The sequence below is a fragment of the Streptomyces sp. NPDC033165 genome (assembly GCF_055577965.1).
Genome location: NZ_JBVIPK010000004.1, coordinates 472,702 through 494,191, shown reverse-complemented (window position 1 = coordinate 494,191; position 21,490 = coordinate 472,702). Strand labels below are relative to the sequence as shown.

Annotated in this window: 17 protein-coding genes; 8 read left to right on the top strand and 9 right to left on the bottom strand. The window is 72.7% G+C overall.

The window, feature by feature from the left end:
- Positions 1–51 precede the first annotated feature (51 nt).
- Together ACZ5WC_RS13325 and ACZ5WC_RS13320 are read left to right on the top strand one after the other, a co-directional pair.
- Positions 52–1,605, top strand: coding sequence for a peptidoglycan-binding protein (locus ACZ5WC_RS13325; RefSeq protein ID WP_468540895.1), 1,554 nt, complete (start codon positions 52–54; stop codon positions 1,603–1,605).
- Between the two features lie 63 nt (positions 1,606–1,668).
- Positions 1,669–2,040 (top strand): hypothetical protein, encoded by a 372-nt coding sequence (locus ACZ5WC_RS13320; RefSeq protein ID WP_468540894.1) that lies wholly within the window; start codon positions 1,669–1,671, stop codon positions 2,038–2,040.
- Positions 2,041–2,069: 29 nt separating this feature from the next.
- On the opposite strand, the gene ACZ5WC_RS13315 is transcribed toward ACZ5WC_RS13320, so the two are convergent.
- On the bottom strand, positions 2,070–2,741 hold the full coding sequence (locus ACZ5WC_RS13315) for a hypothetical protein (protein ID WP_468540893.1): 672 nt from the start codon (positions 2,739–2,741) through the stop codon (positions 2,070–2,072).
- A gap of 108 nt (positions 2,742–2,849) precedes the next feature.
- On the opposite strand from ACZ5WC_RS13315, the gene ACZ5WC_RS13310 reads away from it, so the two are divergent.
- Positions 2,850–3,713: a DUF3626 domain-containing protein gene (locus ACZ5WC_RS13310; RefSeq protein ID WP_468540892.1), complete on the top strand. Its 864-nt coding sequence runs from the start codon at positions 2,850–2,852 to the stop codon at positions 3,711–3,713.
- Between the two features lie 53 nt (positions 3,714–3,766).
- Here the strand turns inward: ACZ5WC_RS13310 and ACZ5WC_RS13305 are convergent, their stop codons facing one another.
- The 5 genes from ACZ5WC_RS13305 to ACZ5WC_RS13285 form a co-directional block, all read right to left on the bottom strand.
- A complete protein-coding gene (locus ACZ5WC_RS13305; RefSeq protein ID WP_468540891.1) occupies positions 3,767–4,909 on the bottom strand; it encodes an XdhC family protein in 1,143 nt (380 codons plus the stop codon).
- Positions 4,910–4,944: 35 nt separating this feature from the next.
- Positions 4,945–6,402, bottom strand: coding sequence for an NCS2 family permease (locus ACZ5WC_RS13300; protein WP_468540890.1), 1,458 nt, complete (start codon positions 6,400–6,402; stop codon positions 4,945–4,947).
- A 329-nt stretch (positions 6,403–6,731) separates the two neighbouring features.
- Positions 6,732–9,149, bottom strand: a complete 2,418-nt coding sequence (locus ACZ5WC_RS13295) for a xanthine dehydrogenase family protein molybdopterin-binding subunit (protein ID WP_468540889.1) — start codon at positions 9,147–9,149, stop codon at positions 6,732–6,734.
- Positions 9,146–9,745 (bottom strand): (2Fe-2S)-binding protein, encoded by a 600-nt coding sequence (locus ACZ5WC_RS13290; RefSeq protein ID WP_468540888.1) that lies wholly within the window; start codon positions 9,743–9,745, stop codon positions 9,146–9,148. The genes ACZ5WC_RS13295 and ACZ5WC_RS13290 overlap by 4 nt, the downstream gene beginning before the upstream one ends.
- A gap of 2 nt (positions 9,746–9,747) precedes the next feature.
- Complete coding sequence (locus tag ACZ5WC_RS13285; protein ID WP_468540887.1) at positions 9,748–10,638, bottom strand: FAD binding domain-containing protein; 891 nt, start codon at positions 10,636–10,638, stop codon at positions 9,748–9,750.
- 325 nt (positions 10,639–10,963) lie between these two features.
- Here ACZ5WC_RS13285 and ACZ5WC_RS13280 point away from each other — a divergent pair, with 325 nt between their 5' ends.
- Positions 10,964–12,757: a PucR family transcriptional regulator ligand-binding domain-containing protein gene (locus tag ACZ5WC_RS13280; RefSeq protein ID WP_468540982.1), complete on the top strand. Its 1,794-nt coding sequence runs from the start codon at positions 10,964–10,966 to the stop codon at positions 12,755–12,757.
- Positions 12,758–12,939: 182 nt separating this feature from the next.
- Positions 12,940–13,722, top strand: coding sequence for a hypothetical protein (locus tag ACZ5WC_RS13275; RefSeq protein ID WP_468540886.1), 783 nt, complete (start codon positions 12,940–12,942; stop codon positions 13,720–13,722).
- A 182-nt stretch (positions 13,723–13,904) separates the two neighbouring features.
- Here the strand turns inward: ACZ5WC_RS13275 and ACZ5WC_RS13270 are convergent, their stop codons facing one another.
- Together ACZ5WC_RS13270 and ACZ5WC_RS13265 are read right to left on the bottom strand one after the other, a co-directional pair.
- On the bottom strand, positions 13,905–14,411 hold the full coding sequence (locus ACZ5WC_RS13270) for a hypothetical protein (protein WP_468540885.1): 507 nt from the start codon (positions 14,409–14,411) through the stop codon (positions 13,905–13,907).
- A 117-nt stretch (positions 14,412–14,528) separates the two neighbouring features.
- Positions 14,529–15,308: a GntR family transcriptional regulator gene (locus ACZ5WC_RS13265; protein ID WP_468540884.1), complete on the bottom strand. Its 780-nt coding sequence runs from the start codon at positions 15,306–15,308 to the stop codon at positions 14,529–14,531.
- A 145-nt stretch (positions 15,309–15,453) separates the two neighbouring features.
- Here ACZ5WC_RS13265 and ACZ5WC_RS13260 point away from each other — a divergent pair, with 145 nt between their 5' ends.
- Together ACZ5WC_RS13260 and ACZ5WC_RS13255 are read left to right on the top strand one after the other, a co-directional pair.
- Positions 15,454–16,302: a (2Fe-2S)-binding protein gene (locus ACZ5WC_RS13260; RefSeq protein ID WP_468540883.1), complete on the top strand. Its 849-nt coding sequence runs from the start codon at positions 15,454–15,456 to the stop codon at positions 16,300–16,302.
- A gap of 228 nt (positions 16,303–16,530) precedes the next feature.
- The gene (locus ACZ5WC_RS13255) at positions 16,531–17,631 is read left to right on the top strand and encodes a DUF2637 domain-containing protein (protein ID WP_468540882.1); all 1,101 of its coding nucleotides are present in this window, start codon (positions 16,531–16,533) and stop codon (positions 17,629–17,631) included.
- Positions 17,632–17,655: 24 nt separating this feature from the next.
- Here ACZ5WC_RS13255 and ACZ5WC_RS13250 read toward each other — a convergent pair whose 3' ends face one another.
- Positions 17,656–18,021 (bottom strand): ATP-binding protein, encoded by a 366-nt coding sequence (locus tag ACZ5WC_RS13250; RefSeq protein WP_468540981.1) that lies wholly within the window; start codon positions 18,019–18,021, stop codon positions 17,656–17,658.
- A gap of 344 nt (positions 18,022–18,365) precedes the next feature.
- On the opposite strand from ACZ5WC_RS13250, the gene ACZ5WC_RS13245 reads away from it, so the two are divergent.
- Positions 18,366–21,479, top strand: coding sequence for an alpha-mannosidase (locus ACZ5WC_RS13245; protein WP_468540881.1), 3,114 nt, complete (start codon positions 18,366–18,368; stop codon positions 21,477–21,479).
- Positions 21,480–21,490 lie beyond the last annotated feature (11 nt).

Below are 21,490 nucleotides of genomic sequence, written 5' to 3'. Positions count from 1 at the left end.
CGGCCGGAGGGCTTTTCTCTTCTCTCCCCACTCCACAGAGCAGGAGCCCTCATGCCCCTACGCACCGCAGCCCGCACCCGGGCCCGGGTCTGCGCCCTGGCGGTCCTCACCGCCACGGCGCTCCTCGCCACCGGGCACCCGGCCAGTGCGGCACCGCAACGGGACACGGCCGACCCGATGAACCGCGCCTTCGCCGAGGCGGCCCAGGAGCACGGCGTACCGCGCGACCTGCTGGCCGCCGTCGGCTACGGCGAGTCCCGGCTGAACGGTCACGCGGGCGAGCCCAGCCAGGCGAACGGCTATGGCGTGATGCACCTGGCGAGCAACCCGGTGAACCGCTCCCTGGAGAAGGCCTCCGAGCTGACCGGCGAGAGCACGGCGCGGCTGCGCCGGGACACAGCGGCCAACATCCTCGGCGGTGCGGCCGTCCTGCGCGACCACGCCGACGCGCTGGGCCTGGACGCCGCCGAGCGCCGCGACGTGAACGCCTGGTACCCGGCGGTCGCCCGGTACAGCGCCGCCGATGGACCGACCGCCGCGCTCTACGCGGACGCCGTCTTCACGTTCCTCGCCAAGGGTGTGACGGCGACGGTGGGCGACGGCGAGCAGGTGCTCGTACCGTCCCGGCCGGTCGACCCGGACAAGGGGGCGCTGTCGGCGTCCGACGTCTACGCCCAGAGCCAGGACTACCCCTCGGCGCGCTGGGTGCCCGCCCACTCCTCCAACTACGCCGTCAACCGAACCGCGACCGTCGACAAGGTGGTCGTTCATGTCACGCAGGGCTCGTACGCGGGCTCCATCAGCTGGTTCCAGAACCCGGCCTCCCAGGTCAGCGCCCACTACGTGATCCGCTCATCGGACGGCGAGGTCACCCAGACGGTCCGGGACAAGGACACGGCGTGGCACGCCCGCAGCGCCAACCCCTCGTCCGTCGGGATCGAGCACGAGGGGTGGGTCGACAACCCGGCCTGGTTCACGGACGCCATGTACCGCTCCTCGGCCGCCCTGACCTCCCACCTCAGCGCCAAGTTCGACATCCCGAAGAACCGGTCGCACATCGTCGGGCACAGCGAGGTTCCGGGCAACGACCACACCGACCCGGGCGACCACTGGGACTGGGACTACTACATGGAGCTGATCGGCGGCGACCCGGGCAACGGCGGCGACGGCCTGACCTTCCCCGTGTACACGACCCAGCAGTCCGGCTCGGCGGGCCCGCAGGTGACGGCCGTCCAGACGCTGCTCACCCGGCAGGGTTACGAGCCGGGCACGGTGGACGGCCGGTTCGGGCCCAACACGAAGAGCGCGGTGGAGGCGTTCCAGCGGGCCCGCTCCCTCGACGCCGACGGCATCGTCGGCCCGAAGACCTGGACGGCCCTGCTGTCGGCGGGCACGACCCCGCTCCTGTCCCAGGGCAGCTCGGGCGACGCGGTGAAGCGCCTCCAGCGCGCCCTGACAGCGGCGCTCGGCACCACCGTCGACGCGGACGGCAGCTTCGGCCCGGCCACGGAAACCGCGGTACGCAGCTACCAGAACAGCCGCGACCTGGGCGTCGACGGCAAGGTGGGGCCGGAGACATGGAGGGCGTTGCAGGGCGGACGGTGAGGCCGGAACCGGCGCGGAGCGCCCGGGCTGCCGTGCGGGCCCCCGCCCCGGTACCGTCGCCCTGTGTGCCACTACGCCATGACCCGGTACAAGCTGCACTTCGCCTGCGTCGGTTGCCGCGTCAGCTTCAAGCGGCATCCGGCGCAGGGCCGGGAGCAGCCCTGCCCGAACTGCGGCCGCGCCCTCGTCCGCGCGGGCCACGACTTCGCTCCTCCGCCGCGCCGTGACACCGCGGCCTGGGGCGCGGTGTCGGCCGTCCTGGCCGCGGGCCTGCGCTACGAGGGGCTGGCGGTGTGCGGCTGCGGCAAGGAGCCGCGCTTCCGCCCCCGCACGCGCGCGGAGGTGCGGGCCCGGCTGGCCGTGGCGGACCGCGACGGGCTGCCCGCGGCCGAGGCCCTGGCCCGCCGCGACGCGTCGGTCCCGGAGCCGGACTGACCGCTACGGCCGCCCGGGGTCGGTGCCGCTCACTCCCCTGCGTCGGCCGGGTATCCGATCTCCTCGATGTCATCGGCCAGTTCGGCGAGGGCCCGCTCCGGGTTGAGAGCGGCGACGACCTCGTCGGTGAGCGGCCGAAGGGCGTAGACGTGGCGGACCGCTTCGAGGTCGACGGGGACCTCGAAGCAGTCCTGCGCCCACTCCTGGTACGACTCGGGGGCGCCCTCGACGAGGAGCTGGAAGAGCCAGTCGGCGCCGTCGGAGTCCTCACCGTCCTCCGGGAACTCGACACCGCCCGCCCGCCAGCGGTCGTCGGCGGCCTCGCGCCAGAGGCAGGCGGTGACCACGGGCAGGCCGAACTCGTCGGCGAACGACGGCTCGTCCACGTACGGGCGGAAGACGGCGGGCACCTCGTCGAGCACCCCGGGCCAGGGCGCGTCGTTCACGTAGGGGCTCATCGGGGACTCGTGGTCGAACCCGCGCGCGTAGGCGCCCGCGGCGGAGAAGACCACGGAGTACTCGCCTCCCGACCCGTCCCGCATCGAGGCCATCGCCTCGGTGGGCGACCACCGTGCGTCGAAGCTGTGCCAGCGGTGGTCCCACTCCGGCTGCAGGATCGCGTCCAGCATCGCCAGGGAGCGGCAGAGATCGGTGAGGGCGGGTATGCCCGGCAGCCTGCGGGCCACGTCGTGAACGCTCATGGGCTCATCCAACCGCAACGGCCGGACGCGACCGCCACGCCCCTCCCTCTGCCCCGGCCGGGCGGAACGGGCGTGCGCCCCCGGGAGGGTGCCGGGCAGACTGTGGCGATGGACGCCCACCCCCGCTCGCCCCGGCAGGTCGCTCTGCGGCATGTCGCCGCCCTCTGCTCGGGGGCGCCGCTGGACCCCGCGCTGCGCATAACCCTGAACTTCCATCCCGACCGGATGGCCGCCGCGGGGGTTCCGATCCTGGAACGGCTGCGCTCGGACGGGGTGTACGTCTCGCAGTTCGTGACCGGTACGAGCAACGGCGGGCTCACCGCTCGGCCCGGCGGGGACCGGTGGCGGTGGGAGAGCCGGATGTTCGGCGGTGCGTACGACCGGGCGGTGTCCGAACTCCGCCCGGTCTACGGGGCGTTGAATGCGCGGCGTGCCGCCTTCGGGGCCGCGCCCCGGTTCGGCTCGGCCCACTTCCGACTGACGGCGGACGTCGCGGCCTCGGCGACCTTCTGCTATCCGGACAGCGCGGCCGAACCGGTCGCCTTCGGGGTGGCCGACCGGATGTCAGGACTCGTGGAGCAGGCGGCGACCGGTGGGCGCGACGCGCTGGACGACTACGTCGAGGCGCACGTCCACTCCCCGGTCCGGCTCGACCGGGACGTGGAGGCGCTGGTCCTGGATGCCGCGTTCCGGGGTACGGAGGTGGAGGCGGCGGCGCGCCGGCTGCCGTGCCCCGTGGAGTGGCACCAGGGGTTCCGGCTCTCCGTCGAGGAGCTGCGGCTCCATCCCGGCTACCGGGGGCCGGAGTTCGTCGCCCTCGGTTCCGCCCTCGCCGTCGACGGCCACCTCGACGCCCGGATCATCGGCGAAGCGGTCCGGGCCGGGCGCCACGACGCGCAGGACCTCAAGCGGGTGTGGCATCTGCTGGCCCGGTTCGGCCGGTCGCCCGCACCCGTGGTCGCCGAGGCCTGACGCACGCACCTGGTCTTTCGGGCCACCTCAGGCCACCGCTGTTTCCGGGCGCCTCAGGCCACCGAGGCGAGTGGCTGTCCGCTGCTGTCGTGGTGGATGGGGGTGTGCGCCCCGGTGAGCGGTGCGCCGCTGCCGCCGCGCCGCACCGCGACGATCTCGGCGGCGATGGACAGCGCCGTCTCCTCCGGCGTACGGGCTCCCAGGTCCAGGCCGATCGGCGAGTGCAGCCGGGCCAGTTCACGGTCGCCGAGGCCGACCTCGCGCAGCCGTTCGTTGCGTTCCAGGTGGGTACGGCGCGAGCCCATCGCGCCGACGTAGGCGACCGGGAGGCGCAGGGCGGCCTCCAGCAGCGGTACGTCGAACTTGGCGTCGTGCGTGAGGACGCAGAGCACGGTGCGGGCGTCGGTGTCCGTCCCGGCGAGGTAGCGGTGGGGCCATTCGACGACGATCTCGTCGGCCTCCGGGAAGCGCGCCGCGGTGGCGAAAACCGGTCGGGCGTCGCAGACGGTCACCCGGTAGCCGAGAAACTTCCCGGCCCGCACCAGCGCCGCCGCGAAGTCGATGGCGCCGAACACGATCATGCGGGGCGGCGGCACGCTGGACTCGACCAGGAGCTGGACGGGCCGGCCGCAGCGGGAGCCCTCTTCGCCGATGGCGAGCGGTCCGGTGCGGCCCGCGTCCAGCAGGGCCCGGGTCTCGGCGGCGGCGGTCCGGTCGAGCGCCGGGTGGCCGCCGAGCCCGCCCTCGTAACTGCCGTCGGGGCGGACCAGGAGCGGGAGCCCGAGCAGTTCCTCCGGCCCGTCCGTGATCCGCGCCAGGGCGGCCGCCGTCCCCTCGGCGGCCGCCGCGAGCGCGGCGGCGAACACCGGGCGGGCAGGGTCGTCCGCCCGTACCGGTGTGACCAGGATGTCGATGATGCCGCCGCAGGTCAGGCCGACCGCGAAGGCGTCCTCGTCGCTGTAGCCGAAGCGCTCGCGAACGGAATTGCCGTCATCGAGGGCCTGTTGGCACAGTTCGTAGACCGCACCCTCCACGCATCCGCCGGAGACCGACCCGACGGCCGTGCCGTCGCGGTCGACGGCGAGGGCGGCACCGGGCTGCCGGGGCGCGCTGCCGCCGACCGCCACCACGGTGGCGACGGCGAACTCGCGTCCCTGCGAGACCCACCGGTGCAGCTCTTCGGCGATGTCCAGCATCACGTGCCTCCTCAGGCGTGAAGGGAGGTCGGGCGTCAGTGGACGCCGAGCCAGCTCTCGATGGGGTTGAGGGCGAAGAAGACGATGAAGATCACCGTCAGCCCCCACATGAAGGCCCCGATCTCGCGGGCCCGGCCCTGGGCGACCTTGATGGCGGTGTACGAGATGACACCCGCGGCGACACCGGTGGTGATGGTGTACGTGAAGGGCATCAGGACCACGGTCAGGAAGACCGGGATGGCGACCGAGCGGTCGCTCCAGTCCACGTGCCGGGCGTTCTGCATCATCATCGCGCCGATGACGACGAGGGCGGCGGAGGCCACCTCGGTCGGGACGATCGCGGTGAGCGGGGTGAAGAAGAGGCATGCGGCGAAGAACAGGCCGGTGACGACCGACGCGAACCCGGTCCGGGCCCCCTCGCCGACGCCGGTGGCCGACTCGACGAAGACCGTCTGGCCGGAGCCGGAGGCGACACCGCCGATGACACCGCCCGCGCCGTCGACGAACAGCGCCTTGGACAGGCCCGGCATGCGGCCCTTCTCGTCGGCGAGCTTGGCCTCGGTGCCGACGCCGATGATGGTGGCCATCGCGTCGAAGAAGCCCGCCAGCACCAGGGTGAAGACGATCATGCCGACGGTCATCACGCCGACGTCGCCCCAGCCGCCGAACTCGACGTTCCCGAAGAGCGAGAAGTCGGGCATGGCGACCGCGCTGCCCTCCAGGGCGGGCGGGCCGCTGCTCCAGGCCTTGCCGTCGATGTCGACGATCGCGTTAATGGCGATGGCGACGATGGTGCCGACGATGATGCCGATCAGGATCGCGCCGGGGATGTTGCGCGCCTGGAGCATGAAGATGAGCAGGAGCGTCACGCAGAAGATCAGAACGGGCCAGCCGGCCAGTTCACCGGCCGGGCCGAGGGTGACGGGGGTCGCCTCGCCCTTGTGGACGAAGCCGGCCTTGTAGAGGCCGATGAGGGCGATGAAGAGCCCGATGCCCATGGTGATGCCGTGCTTGAGCGCGAGCGGGATCGCGTTCATGATCATCTCGCGGAGGCCGGTGACCACCAGGAGGCAGATCACCACACCGTAGATCACACACATGCCCATGGCCTGCGGCCAGGTCATGCTGGGCGCGACCTGCGAGGCGAGCACACCGGAGACGCTGAGTCCGGCGGCGAGCGCCAGGGGCACCTTGCCGACGAAGCCCATGAGCAGGGTCGTCGCGGCCGCCGCGAAGGCGGTCGCGGTGATCAGGCCGCTCTGGCTGAGGAGGTTCTCGTTGACGTCCTCCCCGCCGAGGATCAGCGGGTTGAGCAGGAGGATGTACGCCATGGCCATGAAGGTCGTGACGCCGCCGCGCACTTCGCGCGCGACCGTGGAACCTCTTTCGGATATGTGGAAGTAACGGTCGAGCCATGATCTTCCGGCGGGGACGCGCGAGCCGGGGCCCGCGGCCTCCGCGCTGGTCTTCGGTTCCACTGACTGCTGGGTCATGATGCCTGACTCCCAAGGTTCACAGGGGCACCCGCGTGGAGATTCCTGAATGCGGGATTTGGGATGACTGCGTCGGCTGCACGACCCGGGGACGGCCGGGACGAACTGTTGAGGCAGGTACGGATGTGCCGGAGGCACGGGTGTCCGTGAGGCGCTGCCGTGCGGGGAGCACGGCGAAGAACCGCGAGCGGTGCGGTGCTTGGTGTCTCCGGGCGGTGCGGGATGCGGAAAAGTGTGACGTTCTCGGCTCAGCACACCGCCCGGAGAGTCGGGGGGGACCGCTCAGAGGCCGCCGGGTGACGACCGGTGGGAGGTCACCCGGCAGGCTCTCAGGTGCCGGTGAGGTGCTCGGGTCGTACCGGTGTCCTGTTGAGCTCAAGCCCGGTCGCGTTCCGGATCGCCGCGAGGACGGCCGGGGTGGACGACAGGGTGGGGGCCTCGCCGATGCCGCGCAGCCCGTACGGGGCGTGCTCGTCGGCGAGTTCGAGCACGTCGACCGGGATCGTCGGCGTGTCGAGGATCGTGGGGAGGAGGTAGTCCGTGAAGGAGGGGTTGCGCACCTTCGCGGTCTTCGGGTCGACGATGATCTCCTCCATGACGGCGACTCCCATGCCCTGGAGCGTGCCGCCCTGGATCTGGCCGAGGACGGAGAGCGGGTTGAGCGCCTTGCCGACGTCCTGGGCGCAAGCCAGTTCGATGACCTTGACCAGCCCGAGTTCGGTGTCGACCTCGACGACCGCGCGGTGCGCGGCGAAGGAGTACTGGACGTGGCCGTTGCCCTGTCCGGTGCGCTTGTCGAACGCCACGGTGGGCCGGTGGCGCCACTCCAGCTCGATGTCGATCGTCTCGTCCTCCAGCACGTCGGCCAGGTCGGCGAGCACTTCACCGCCGTCGGTGATGACCTTGCCGCCCTCCAGGAGGAGTTCGGCGGTGGCCCAGGCCGGGTGGTAGGTGCCGAACTTGCGGCGGCCGATCTCCAGGACCTGCTCCCGGACGGCCTCGCAGGAGTTCTTGACCGCGCCGCCGGTGACGTACGTCTGGCGGGAGGCGGAGGTGGATCCGGCGGAGCCGACCTGGGTGTCGGCGGGGTGGATGGTGACCTGGTTGACGCCGAGTTCGGTACGGGCGATCTGGGCGTGCACGGTGACGCCGCCCTGTCCGACCTCGGCCATCGCGGTGTGCACGGTCGCGACCGGCTCGCCGTTGATGACCTCCATCCGCACGCGGGCGGTGGAGTAGTCGTCGAAGCCCTCGGAGAAGCCGACGTTCTTCAGGCCGACCGCGTAGCCGACGCCCCGGACGACGCCTTCGCCGTGCGTGGTGTTGGAGAGCCCGCCGGGCAGCGAGCGGACATCGACGGCGGTGCCTTCGCTGCCCGCCGTCAGCCACTCCTGCTCGGGCGGCAGCGGCCGGGCCTTGACCAGGCGCAGCAGCTCGGCGACCGGGGCCGGCGAGTCACAGGCCTGTCCGGTGGGCAGCAGGGTGCCCTGCTCCATGGCGTTGAGCTGCCGGAACTCGACCGGGTCCATGTCCAGCTTCGCGGCGAGCTTGTCCATCTGCGCCTCGTAGGCGAAGCAGGCCTGGACCGCGCCGAAGCCGCGCATCGCGCCGCAGGGCGGGTTGTTGGTATAGAGGGCGACCGCCTCGATCTCGACGTCCTCGATCTTGTACGGGCCGACCGAGAGCGAGGAGGCGTTGCCGACGACCGCCGGGGAGGCGGAGGCGTAGGCGCCGCCGTCCAGGACGATCCTGCACTTCATGTGCGTGAGCTTGCCGTCCTTGGTGGCGCCGTGCTCGTAGTAGAGCTTCGCCGGGTGCCGGTGGACGTGGCCGAAGAAGGACTCGAACCGGTTGTAGACGATCTTGACGGGCTTGCCGGTGCGGAGCGCCAGCAGGCAGGCGTGGATCTGCATCGAGATGTCCTCGCGGCCGCCGAAGGCGCCGCCGACGCCGGAGAGCGTCATACGGACCTTCTCCTCGGGCAGGCCGAGGACCGGGGCGATCTGTTCGAGGTCCGAGTGCAGCCACTGGGTGGCGACGTACAGCTCGACGCCGCCGTCCTCGGAGGGCACGGCGAGGCCGGACTCGGGGCCGAGGAAGGCCTGGTCCTGCATGCCGAAGGTGTACTCGCCCTTGACGATGACGTCGGCCCGCTCGGCGGCCTTCCCCGCGTCGCCGCGGATGATCGGCTGGTTGTGCACGACGTTGGCGTGCGGGACGTACTTGATGTACTCGTCCGTGCGGCCCTCGTGGACCAGCGGCGCGTCGTCGGCGAGCGCGGAGGCCTCGTCGGTGACGACGGGCAGTTCCCGGTACTCGATCTTGATCTTCGCGGCGGCGCGGCGCGCGGTCTCCGGGTGGTCGGCGGCCACGATGGCGACCGGCTCACCGTGGTGGCGGACCTTGCCGTGGGCGAGGACCGGGGTGTCCTGGATCTCCAGGCCGTAGTTCTTCATCTCGGCCGGGAGGTCGTCGTAGGTCAGCACCGCGTAGACGCCGGACGTCGCCAGCGCCTCGGAGGTGTCGATGGAGACGATCTCCGCGTGCGCGACGGTGGAGCGCAGCGTCTGGCCCCACAGCATGTCCTCGTGCCACATGTCGGAGGAGTACGCGAACTCCCCGGTGACCTTCAGGGTGCCGTCGGGGCGGAGCGTGGACTCGCCGATGCCGCCCTTGGTGGGCGAACCCTGGGTGATCTCGGTGGGGGTGCCGGCCGGTACGGTCTGGGCCTTCGGGGACGTGGTCATGACTGGACCGCCTCTTCCTGACGGGCGGCCGCGAGGCGGACCGCGTCGAGGATCTTCTCGTAACCGGTGCAGCGGCACAGGTTGCCGGAGAGCGCCTCACGGATGTCCTGGTCGGACGGCGAGGGGGTGTTCTCCAGCAGCTCGTCGGCGGCGACGAGCAGGCCGGGGGTGCAGAAGCCGCACTGGACGGCTCCGGCATCGATGAACGCCTGCTGGATCGGGGAGAGCGGGGCGGCCTCGCCGGTCCGGCCGTCGGTGGGCCGGGCCTGCCAGCGCTTGGCGGCGTCCAGGGTGGTGCCGCACGCGCCGGAGGCGCAGCCGCCGCCCGGGTGGGCGTCCTCGCGGTGCTTGGCGTAGTCGGCCAGGCCCTCGACGGTGACGACCTCGCGGCCCTCTACCTGACCGGCGGCGACCAGACAGGAACAGACGGGGACGCCGTCCAGGCGGACCGTGCAGGAGCCGCACTCGCCCTGCTCGCAGGCGTTCTTGGAGCCGGGCAGGCCCATGCGCTCACGCAGGACGTAGAGGAGGGACTCGCCCTCCCACACGTCGTCGGCTTCCTGCTGACGGCCGTTGACCGTGAAATTGACTCGCATGGTTACGCAGCTCCTTCCAGCGTGCGGCCCGCGCCGCGGTACTGCTCCCAGGTCCAGCCGAGCGTGCGGCGCGCCATGATGCCGACCGCGTGCCTGCGGTACTTCGCCGTGCCGCGTACGTCGTCGATCGGGTTGCAGGCGCCGGATGCGAGAGCGGCGAACTGCTTGGCGATCGCGGGGGTGATGATCTTGCCGCTCTCCCAGAACCCGCCCTCTTCGAGCGCGGCGTTCAGGAAGTTCTCGGCCTCCTTGGCCCGGATGGGCGTCGGGGCGGCGGAGCCGATGCCGGTGCGCACGGTGCGGGTCTCGGGGTGCAGCGCGAGGCCGAAGGCGCAGACGGCGATGACCATCGCGTTACGGGTGCCGACCTTGGAGTACTGCTGCGGCCCGTCGGCCTTCCTGATGTGCACGGCCCGGATCAGCTCGTCCGGCTCCAGGGCGTTGCGCTTGACGCCTGTGTAGAAAGCGTCGATAGGAATCAGCCGGATTCCGCGTACGGATTCGGCCTCGACCTCGGCGCCCGCGGCGAGCAGCGCCGGGTGGGCGTCACCCGCCGGCGAGGCGGTGCCGAGGTTGCCGCCGACGCCGCCGCGGTTGCGGATCTGCGGCGAGGCGACGGTGTGCGAGGCCAGCGCCAGGCCGGGCAGCTCGGCCCGCAGGTGGTCCATGATGCTGCTGTACGGCACGGAGGCGCCGAGCCGCACGCTCTCCTGGCCCACCTCCCACTCGGACAGCTCACCGATGCGGTTCAGGTCCAGGAGGTACTCGGGCCGCCGGTGGTCGAAGTTGATCTCGACCATCACATCGGTGCCGCCCGCGATGGGCACAGCCGTGGGGTGCTCGGCCTTGGCGGCGAGCGCCTCCTCCCAGCTGGCGGGGCGAAGGAAGTCCATGAGTGGCTCTCTTCTTCTCAATCGGGTCGTTCGCTGGGGCTGGGGACGGCCGGCCCTCGACTGGCTCGTTCTGGCTTGTATGGCTCGTTCACGTGTCGTTCATGTTCTGTGTGGCCCAGTACACAAGCCCAGCTCCGGCCGGTGCAGTCACCGAAACACTGAAGGAGTTGGCTGGTCTCCGTCCTTGTCTTGTAGATTCGAACGAATGGCGGAGATCAGTAACCTCACCGCAATTCACAGATACCCCCTGACCTCAGCGCTCCCCCACCCACGAACCCCTTCACCCACCTGCTCCTCCCCTACGGAAAAGATCGGCGGCGACGAGATGCGGCTGCGCGCACTGCTGGAGACCGACGCGCTGGGCCTGCGGCTGCTCGGCGGCGAGGACGAGCTGGACCGGACGGTCCGGGGCGTCATGACGACCGACCTGCGCGATCCCAGCCGCTACCTCTCCGGCGGCGAGCTGGTGCTGACGGGCCTCGCCTGGCGCCGGGACGCGGCGGACTCCGAGCCGTTCGTCCGCATCCTGGCGGGCGCCGGGGTGGCCGGTCTCGCGGCCGGTGAGGCGGAGCTCGGCGATATCCCCGCCGACCTGGTCGAGGCGTGTCTGCACCACCGCCTCCCACTCTTCGCCGTACACGAGACCGTGGCCTTCGCAACCATCACCGAGCATGTCGTGCGCCAGGTCTCCGGCGAGCGGGCGGGCGATCTGGCGGCCGTGGTGGACCGGCACCGCAGGCTGATGACCGCGGGCCCGGCGGGCGGCGGCCCCGAGGTCGTCCTGGATCTGCTCACCTCCGACCTGGACCTGCGGGCCTGGGTGCTGTCCCCCACCGGCCGGCAGATCGCCGGTGCGGGCGAACCGCTGCCGGGACCGCTGGGCGCGACCCTGGCCGGGCACCATCTGGCGGCCACCCGCACCGGCCGCCGGGGCCCGCACCGGGCGTCCGTCGCCGGTACGACGTACTCGCTCTTCCCGATCCGCAACACCGGCCGGGGCGCGGTCCCGGCCGCCCGCGACGTACGGGAGTCGGTGCTCTCGGACTGGCTGCTGGCCGTCGAGGCGGACGCGTCGGACTGGCCGGCGCCCCGGCTCGACCTGCTCCAGGGCGTCACCCAGCTGATCGCGGTCGAACGCGACCGCCGCGACGCGGCCCGTACGGTACGCCGCAGGCTCGCCCAGGAGGTCCTGGAGCTGGTCCAGACGGGCGCCGCACCGGCCGAGATCGCCGCCAGGCTGCGGGTCGCCGCACCGGTCCTGCTGCCCGGGCTGGGGGTGGCCCCGCAGTGGCAGGTCGTGGTGGCCCGGGTCGACTGGACCGCCCCGGGGGCGGCCCCCGATCAGGGCTCGGCGGTCATCGCGGGCTCCACGGCGGCCGCGGCCGGGGAGATCGCGAGCGGCCCGGTGGCCCAGGCGCTGCTGGAGGAGATCCTCGTCGACCCGGCGGTCAGCGGCCCCGACTCCGCCGACCGGATCGCCGTCGCCCACACGGGCGAGGAGGCCATCGCCCTCGTCCCGCTGCCCGCCCTCACCGCCCCCCTGCCGGAGGCCGGGGAGGAGGAGGGGGCGCAGGACCTCGGCGCGGAGTCCGGCGAGGACGCCGAGACAGCCGACGGGGACCCCGCGCTGCACGCCGACGCCCTGCTGGCCGCCGTCCGCGAACCGCTCTCGGCCGGGCTCGCCGACGACGGCCGGCTGACACTGGGTGTCAGCGCGGCTGTGCATTCCGCCGAAGGGCTGCGCGGCGCGCTGGAGGAGGCCCGGCACGCCCGCCGGGTGGCCGCGGCCCGTCCGGGGCGGGTCTGCGCGGCCGGTCACCACGAACTGGCCTCGCACGTGCTGCTGCTGCCGTTCGTCCCCGACGATGTCCGGCGCGCCTTCACCGCCCGGCTGCTGGACCCGCTGCGCGACTACGACCGGCGCCACCGCGCGGAGCTGATCGAGACGCTGGAGGCCTTCCTGGACTGCGACGGGTCCTGGACCCGCTGCGCGGCCCGGCTGCACCTCCACGTCAACACACTGCGCTATCGCGTCGGGCGTATCGAGCAGTTGACGGGGCGTGATCTTTCGCGCCTGGAGGACAAGCTCGACTTCTTCCTCGCCCTGCGCATGAGCTGATCCTCCGGCCCGCGCGGGGGCCCTCCCGGCCTCCGTCGAGTTCCCGCCGATTGTGAATTCTTTCACCTGACATTGTCCGGACCCCTTGGCCCGGCGTGCCGATCCGTGCTGAGATGCGGCGGTACTCAAGCACTCAACAGCACAATGGCGCGCTCGGGGAGGGCAATGTGGCGCATACCGCCATGTCTGGTTCCGGAACGACAGCAGATGACGATCCGCCGCTCCAGACAGCGGTATGGCGGCTGCGGTCCCGCGCCTGCTGGCTGGACGCGGCCGCCCTGCTGGAGCCGCACGCGGCGACCGACCCGGCGGCGGCGCTCCAGCGCACCGCCCTGCTGACCGAACGCTGTCTGTACACGGGACAGGGCTGGACCGACGCCGAGGACGCGCTGCGCACGGCGGAGGCCATCGCCCGCACCGACGACGAACGCGGTGCGGCCGCCTGCGAGCGGGGGCACCTGGCGTACGCCTCGACGCTCCTCGCGGTACGGGACCGGGCCGACGAGGCGAGCGTGGCGCTCAGCCGGTCGGCGGCCCTGCTGGCCCCCGCGTCCCCCGCTCGGCCGCTGCTGGACTTCCGGCGCGGGCTGATCGCCCAGAACATCGCGGACTCGCCGCAGTCGGCGCGCGCCGCGTTCCGCCGCGCGCACGCCGGGGCGGCCAACCAGGGCGACGAGCTGCTGCTGTCGTCCACCTGGCGGCATCTGGCCGCCCTGGCCCTGCGGGAGGGCGAGCTGGCGGAGGCCCGGCACGGCTTCTCGGAGTCCCTGCGGATACGCGAGGAGCTGGGCTTCCTGGTCGGTACGGCCCCGGCGCTGATCTCCCTCGCGGGGGCGGAGCCGGAACCGGAGGCGGCCCGGCTGCGCGCCGAGGCCGGGCGGCTGTTCCGCCTCCTCGGCGGCGTGCCCACCTGGCTGGCCCCGTACCTGGGGCCCCCGGCCCAGCGGGCGGCCGAGGCGGGCTGAGGCGGGCGGGCCGGGTGCCGGTCCGGGCGCCCGGACCGGGGCGGCCGGTCCGGGCCCGGGCGGTCCGAGGCCGGGCGGTCCGAGGCCGGGCGGTCCGAGGCCGCGCTCACCCGGGTTCCGGCCTGGCCGGTACGGGGCGGGTCGGCCCTGGCCGGTGAGAAACCGGGCCGGGCCGACGTAGGTCAGCCCTGGGTGCGGTCGTCGACCGGGTCTCCCGGTCTCCAGCGCGCGTCGGTCCAGTCCGGCTTCGGGGTCGGGCGCGGCGGCGCGGGCGGCGGGTTCGGGCCCCTGTTGGGGTTCTGCGGTACGGCTGCGGACCCGGAGCCCGCGCCGCCGCCGTTCCGGGGCGGCGGCGGGACCGGCGCCTTGGGCGGTTCCGGCTTGGCCGTGCGCGGTACGGGCAGGGTCGCCGCGGGCGAGGACCGGGGCGGGGCGGTCTCCGTGGGAGCGGGGACGGCGGTGGGGCTCGGCGAAGCGCTCCGACTCGGACTCGGTGACGTGCTCGTGCCGGGGGTCGGCGTGCCGGTGGACCCGCTCTGCGTCGGCGACGGCGTCCGGGCCGGGGGCGTACGGTCGTCCGCCCCGTCGGAGCAGCCCGCGAGCCCCGCTGCCAGGGCAGCCGCGGCCAGCGCCCCGGCGACCGGCCCCCGCACGCGTCTTCGCACCGTCGCCGACTCCGTACGGATCATCCCCGCCCCCGCTTCCCGCGCTTCCCGCGCTCTCCGCCGCGCGGAAACGATCATGATCGCGCGGTGCGGGCACACCCTATCCGCAGGGCGGCCGGGTGGATACGCGGGCCGTACCGGTCAGCCGTCGGCGCCGGCGAAGTGCTCGCGGACCAGGGCCTGGACGACGGTGAGGTCCTGGGCGATGAGGGCGTCGAGCAGGGCGGTGTGCTCGGCCGCGTCCGCCAGCAGATCGGCCCGGCGGGTGGCGGGGCCCGAGACCAACGGCCACTGGGAGCGCCGGTGGAGCTCGTCGGCGATCGCGACCAGCTGCTCGTTGCCCGAGAGCGCGAGGACCGCGCGGTGGAAGGCCCGGTCGGACTCGGCGTAGCTCGCCCTGTCGCCCACGGCGGCCGCCGCGACCGTGGCGTCCGCGAGCGGGCGCAGCGCGCCCCAGCGGGCCACCGGAACCGTACGGGCCAGGCGCAGCATCACCGGGACCTCGATCAGGGCGCGCACCTCGGCCAGCTCGGCCAGCTCGCGGGGGCCGCGCTCGGTGACCCGGAAGCCGCGGTTCGGCACGACCTCGACGGCGCCCTCAAGGGCCAGCTGCTGCATCGCCTCGCGCACCGGGGTCGCGGAGACCCCGAAGCGGGCGCCGAGGGCCGGGGCGGAGTACACCTGGCCGGGGATCAGCTCGCCGTCGACGAGCGCGGCGCGCAGGGACTCCAGAATCTGCCCCCGGACGGAGTGGCGCCGCACCACCCGGGGGGCGGGCGGTTCACTGTGGGTGTGCTCGCCCCGGGCGGAGGCCTCGCCGCGCGCCTGGTGCGGCACCCGGCCCTCCGCTTCTTGAGTGCGCGAGGACGCGCCGGGAGCGTACGCCGGACGTGCGCCCTCGTGCGCGCTGCCCTGGTCCACCCGGACCTCCTCCACCTGCCGCGGGCCGACTCGCGTACGCCGAGCCTCCTGTGCACGATAGAGGCAGGAGGCCGCAGTTCAAACATCGACGGTATCGGGTAAGGTTAGCCTTACCTGCACACGATCCCGATTCGGTGGTCCCTGCATGACCCTCTCCCCGCCGTTCACCGGTACCGCGACGTCCCCCGTGACCGCCGCGTACGCCCGACTGACCGAGGTCTTCCCCGGTCTGCGTGCCGACGTGCTCGACGGCGACGCGGTCGCTCCGTCCGGCGCGGGCTGGGTCGGCGCGGCCGAGCTGGCAGCCGGCGGAGCCGCCGTGGACGCCTTCCTGGCCTGGGACAATGCCCAGGTGCTGCGCGACTACGGCCAGCAGGCCCGCCCGGACGTGGTGGCCAGCTTCGGTCTGCACCGGTACGCCTGGCCCGCCTGCCTGCTGGTGACGGTGCCCTGGTTCCTCCACCGCCGGGTGGTGCGCATCCCGGTCGAGGACGTCTCCTTCCAGCGGGCGCTGGGGCACCTGACCGTGCGGGTGAGGGAATTCGCCTGTCTGCCGGACGACCCGGCGGCCGGACTCCCCGGGGCCAGGGTCGTCCCGGACGAGGCGGCGCTGCGGGCGGAGGTCCTGGCTTCCCTGACCGAGCACCTCGCCCCCGTCCTGGAGGGCTTCGGGCCCCGCATGCGGCGCGGCAAGCGGGCGCTGTGGGGGATGGCGACGGACGAGATCGTCGAGGGCCTCTGGTACATCGCGCATCTGCTGGGCGAGGAACGGCGCGCGATGGCCGAGCTGGAGCTGCTGCTCCCCGGCACCACGAAGCCGTACGTCGGCACCGCGGGGTTCCGCGAACTGACCGGGCCCGAGGGCCAGTCCCTGCCGACCCGCGACCGGGCGAGCTGCTGCCTCTTCTACACCCTGCGCCCCGAGGACACCTGTGTGACCTGCCCGCGTACCTGCGACGCGGACCGCGTGCGGAAGCTGAGGGCTGTCTCGTAATCCCTGGTGGGTCGGCCCTCAGCCGCGGCTCCCTGATCCACACCGCCCGTCCGGAGGACGAAGAATCGAACGCAACCCGGTTGCACCGGCCGGGAGTTCGAGAAGATTCCACCCATCGATAGCCTCTGCCACCCCCATGGCGTGCTCTTGTCCCGAAACCCCCGGAGCGGGACGGGAATTCCGTCACGATGGCGCACGAAACGCCCTACGTGACGCAAGGGACCGCGCATGAGACTGACCGACATATCGCTTGACTGGCTGCTTCCGGGCGCCGTGCTGCTCGTGGGGGTCATGGCGGCGGTGACGGTGGTCGCACGCGGCAAGCGTGCCGCCGGCAAGGCCGCGGCCGACGACTCCTGGGAACGCAGCGAGGAACGCCGCAGACGCAAGGAAGCGCTCTACGCCACCGCCTCGTACGTCCTGTTGTTCTGCTGCGCGGCGGTCGCCGCCGCGCTCTCCTTCCACGGGCTCGTCGGCTTCGGCCGGCAGAACCTGAACCTCACCGGAGGCTGGGAGTATCTGGTCCCGTTCGGGCTGGACGGTGCCGCGATGTTCTGTTCGGTGCTGGCCGTACGGGAGGCGAGCCACGGAGACGCGGCGCTCGGCTCCCGGCTGCTGGTGTGGACGTTCGCCGGGGCCGCCGCCTGGTTCAACTGGGTGCACGCGCCCCGGGGCATGGACCACGCGGGCGCTCCGCACTTCTTCGCCGGGATGTCCCTCTCGGCCGCGGTGCTCTTCGACCGCGCGCTGAAGCAGACCCGCCGGGCGGCACTGCGCGAACAGGGCCTGGTGCCCCGTCCGTTGCCGCAGATCCGGATCGTCCGCTGGCTGCGGGCGCCCCGGGAGACCTTCGGCGCCTGGTCGCTGATGCTCCTCGAAGGCGTACGCACGCTGGACGAGGCGGTCGACGAGGTGCGGGAGGACCGCAAGGAGCAGGAACAGAACCGGCTGCGCCGAAGGGAGCAGGCGAAGCTGGACCGGGCCCGCATCAAGGCCCTGAACCGGCAGAACCGCGCCTGGGGGCGCGGCCGCACCGGCCACCGGATGGAGGTCCAGAGCCTCCCCCCGGCTTCGGGCGGCTCGCCGCCGCCCGTCGCGGAGCCTGCCATAGCAGAGCCGGGACAGCTGCCTCTGCGACCCCGGCCATCCCTGCAAGCCGTCGGCCCGAAGCCGTCGGCGGACGGTTCGAGCTCGAAGAGCCTGGACGCTTCGAACCAGGGACATGACCCGCGGACGGTCGACCTCACCGCCGAGGACGACACCCAGACGCTTCCGCGGCTCGATTCACTGGAACAGAAACTCAAGGATCTGGAGCAGCAGTTCGGCTGAGCTCACTGCGCGGTGGAGGGACCCTCAGGGCCTTGCGCCGTGCAGCTCGAACCAGACCACCTTGCCCAGGGCTCGTGCCTCCACGCCCCAGGCGTCGGCCAGGCTGCGGACCAGGATCAGGCCCCTGCCGTGCGTACCGTCGTCGGCGTTCGGTACGTACGGCGCGGGCAGGTCCGCTTCGAAGTCCTGAACCTCCACGCGCAGCGTGGCGGGTGTCGCCGTCGCGGTGACGACCGCCCCGTGCCGGGTGTGGATCAGCGCGTTGGTCACCAGTTCGCTCACCAGGAGCTCCGCCGCCTCCGTCCGCTCCCGGGGACAGGAGCGATGTCGCAGGAACTCCCGTAGCTCACGGCGCACTTCCCCCACCGCCGACCGGTCGGCATGACCCACTCTGCGGCGCATCCGGGCCGCCTGCGGTGCCTGACCCGGTCTCCGGACCCGGGGGCCGCACCCCTCGACGACCCCGGCCCTCTTCTGACGCTTCGCCATTTCCCCCGCCCGCACAGTGAACCGACCTCCTCCGTCCGACTGCCCCCTCGAACAGCCTCACGGGATGCATGCCCCTGTGCGCACACGGTCACGCTTGTCCACTCATCAATAAGTGAACGGGCGGGAGCGGTGAGGGGCGCACGGGACACTCCCACCCGCGCACACCGTCATCACGCGGGCGCAGCCCCGGCCGGAGCACGAGACTGAGCCACGACGCAGGACGCCCCCTCCCCCGAGGAGCTGTGATGCACGACGACCGCACCCTGGTGGAGGGACGCCTGGAGCGGGCCCTGAACCAGTTCCTCCGCCCGGCGCAGTACGCCGCCCGCACCCCGCTCGCCCTGTCCGTGTGGCATGTGCCGGGCGAGCCGGTGCCGGTGGGTGAGGCCCTGGGCGAGGGCTTCGAGCCCTTCTCGGTCGGTACGGAGTGGGGAAGGCCCTGGTCCACGAGCTGGTTCCGGCTCGAAGGAACAGTGCCCGAGACCTGGGCGGGGCGCCGGGTGGAGGTGGTCGTGGACCCGGGGTTCACCGGACAGGGGCCCGGGTTCCAGGCGGAGGGGATGCTGTACGACCATCTGGGCGTCCCCCTCAAGGGTGTTCATCCCCGCAACCGGCACCTGACCGTCGCCCGCCCGGCGGCGGGCGGCGAGCCGGTCGCTCTGCTCCTGGAGGCGGCGGCCAATCCGGCCGTCCTGGAGCACGGCTTCGAGCCGACCCCGCTCGGTGACGTCCTGACCTCCGGTGACCGCCCCCTGTACCGCTTCGCCTCGGCCGACCTCGCGGTGCTGGACGAGGAGGTGTGGCAGCTGGTCCTGGACATCGAGGTGCTGTCCGAGCTGATGCACGAGCTGCCCGCCGACCGGTCGCGCCGGCACGAGATCCTGCGGGCCCTGGAGTCCATGCTCGACGCGCTGGACCTGCACGAGGTCTCCGGCACCGCGGCGGCGGCGCGGGCGGAACTGGCCGAGGTGCTGGCCCGGCCCGCCTCCGCGAGCGCGCACCGGATCTCGGCGGCCGGGCACGCGCATATCGACTCGGCCTGGCTGTGGCCGCTGCGCGAGACGGTCCGCAAGGCCTCCCGTACGTTCGCCAATGCCACCGCCCTCGCCAAGGACTACCCGGAGCTGGTCTTCGCGTGTTCGCAGGCCCAGCAGTACGCCTGGGTGAAGGAGCAGCAGCCGCACATCTGGGATCGGATCAAGGAGGCCGTGGCGGCGGGGCAGTGGTCGCCGGTCGGCTCGATGTGGGTGGAGTCGGACGCCAACCTGCCGGGCGGCGAGGCGCTGGCGCGTCAACTCGTCCACGGCAAGAGGTTCTTCCGCGATGAGCTCGGTGTCGACACGGAGGAGGTCTGGCTCCCCGACTCCTTCGGCTACACCGCCGCCTTCCCCCAACTGGCACGGCTGGCCGGGGTGCGGTGGTTCCTCACCCAGAAGCTGTCGTGGAACCAGCACAACAGGATGCCGCACCACACGTTCTGGTGGGAGGGCATCGACGGCACCCGGGTCTTCACCCACTTCCCGCCCGTCGACACCTACAACGCCCAGCTCAACGCCCGCCAACTGGCCCACGCGGAGCGGAATTTCGCGGACAAGGGCCGGGCCACCCGCTCCCTGGTCCCGTTCGGCTGGGGCGACGGCGGCGGCGGCCCGACCCGCGAGATGCTGGAGCGGGCCCGCAGACTGCGCGACCTGGAGGGCTCGCCCCGGGTGACGGTCGAGAAGCCCGCGGCCTTCTTCGCCGCGGCCGAGGAGGAGTACGGGAAGCAGGCCCCCGTCTGGTCGGGCGAGCTGTACCTGGAGCTGCACCGGGGGACGTACACCACGCAGGCGAAGACCAAGCAGGGCAACCGCCGCAGTGAACACCTGCTGCGGGAGGCGGAGTTGTGGGCGACGGCTGCCGCCCTGCGCTCCCCCGCGTACGCCTACCCCCACGGGCGTCTCGACCGGGTGTGGAAGACGGTGCTGCTGCACCAGTTCCACGACATCCTGCCCGGCTCGTCGATCGCCTGGGTGCACCGCGAGGCGCGGGAGACCTACGAGGAGGTGCGTGCCGAACTGGCGGACATCGTGGCGGACGCGGTGACGTCACTGGGCCCGGCCGAGGCCATGGTGGCGCTCAACTCCTCACCTTACGAACGCGTTCAGGTGATCGAGCTGGACGCCGAGGCGGCCGCGGTGCTGCCGTCCGGGGCCCAGCTCCAGGAACTGGGCGAGGGGCGGGCGGCGGTGCTCGCCCGGAGTCCGGGGCTCGGCGCGGGCCCGCTGGACGGTGCGGCGGTCCCGGAGCGCCCGGTGACGGCGGAGACGTCCGGCAGCCGCGCAATCGTGCTGGACAACGGACTGCTGCGGGTCGGGGTGGACGGCGACGGGCTGATCGCTTCGGTGTACGACGTCGCCGCCGGACGTGAGGTGCTGACCCCCGGAGCCCGTGCCAACCTCCTCCAGCTGCACCCGGACCACCCCAACCACTGGGACGCCTGGGACATCGACCGGCACTACCGGCGGTCCCGTACCGATCTCACCGCGGCCGATGCCGTGTCGCTGGTGGAGGAGGGCCCGTTGCGGGCGGCGGTGCGGGTGGTGCGGTCCTTCGGGCGGTCCACCGTCGTCCAGGAGCTGCGGCTCGCGGCGGGCAGCAGACAGCTCGACATCGAGACCGAGGTGGACTGGCAGGAGTCGGAGAAGGTCCTCAAGGCGGCCTTCCCCCTCGATGTGCACGCCGAACGGTCGACCGCCGAGATCCAGTTCGGCCACGTCCACCGGGCGACCCATGACAACACGTCGTGGGACGCGGCCCGGTTCGAGATCTGCGCGCACCGCTGGCTGCGGGTCGCCGAACCCGGCTACGGTGTCGCGCTGCTCAATGACTCGACGTACGGGCACGAGGTGACGCGGACCCCGCACCCGGAGGGGCTGGGCACCACGGTCCGGCTCACCCTGCTGCGCGCCCCGCACAGCCCGGACCCGCTCACCGATCTCGGCACGCACCGCTTCCGCTACGCACTCGCGCCCGGCGCGGAGGTGACCGATGCCGTACGGGAGGGGCTGGCGCTGAACCTTCCGCTGCGGGCGGCGGTGGCCCCGGTGGTGCCCGCGCTCGTGGCGACGGGCCATCCGGCGGTGACGGTCGAGTCGGTCAAGCTCGCCGACGACCGCGGCGGTGATGTGATCGTACGGCTCTACGAATCGGCGGGCGGCCGGGCACGGGCGCGGCTGACGGCGTCCTTCCCGGTAGCGGGAGCGCGGATCACCGACCTGCTGGAGCGGCCGCTGCACCCGGCGGCGACCGACGGGGAGGAACTCGTCCTGGAACTGCGGCCGTTCCAGATCCTGACGGTGCGCCTGACTCCGGCATGAGCTCCCGCCCG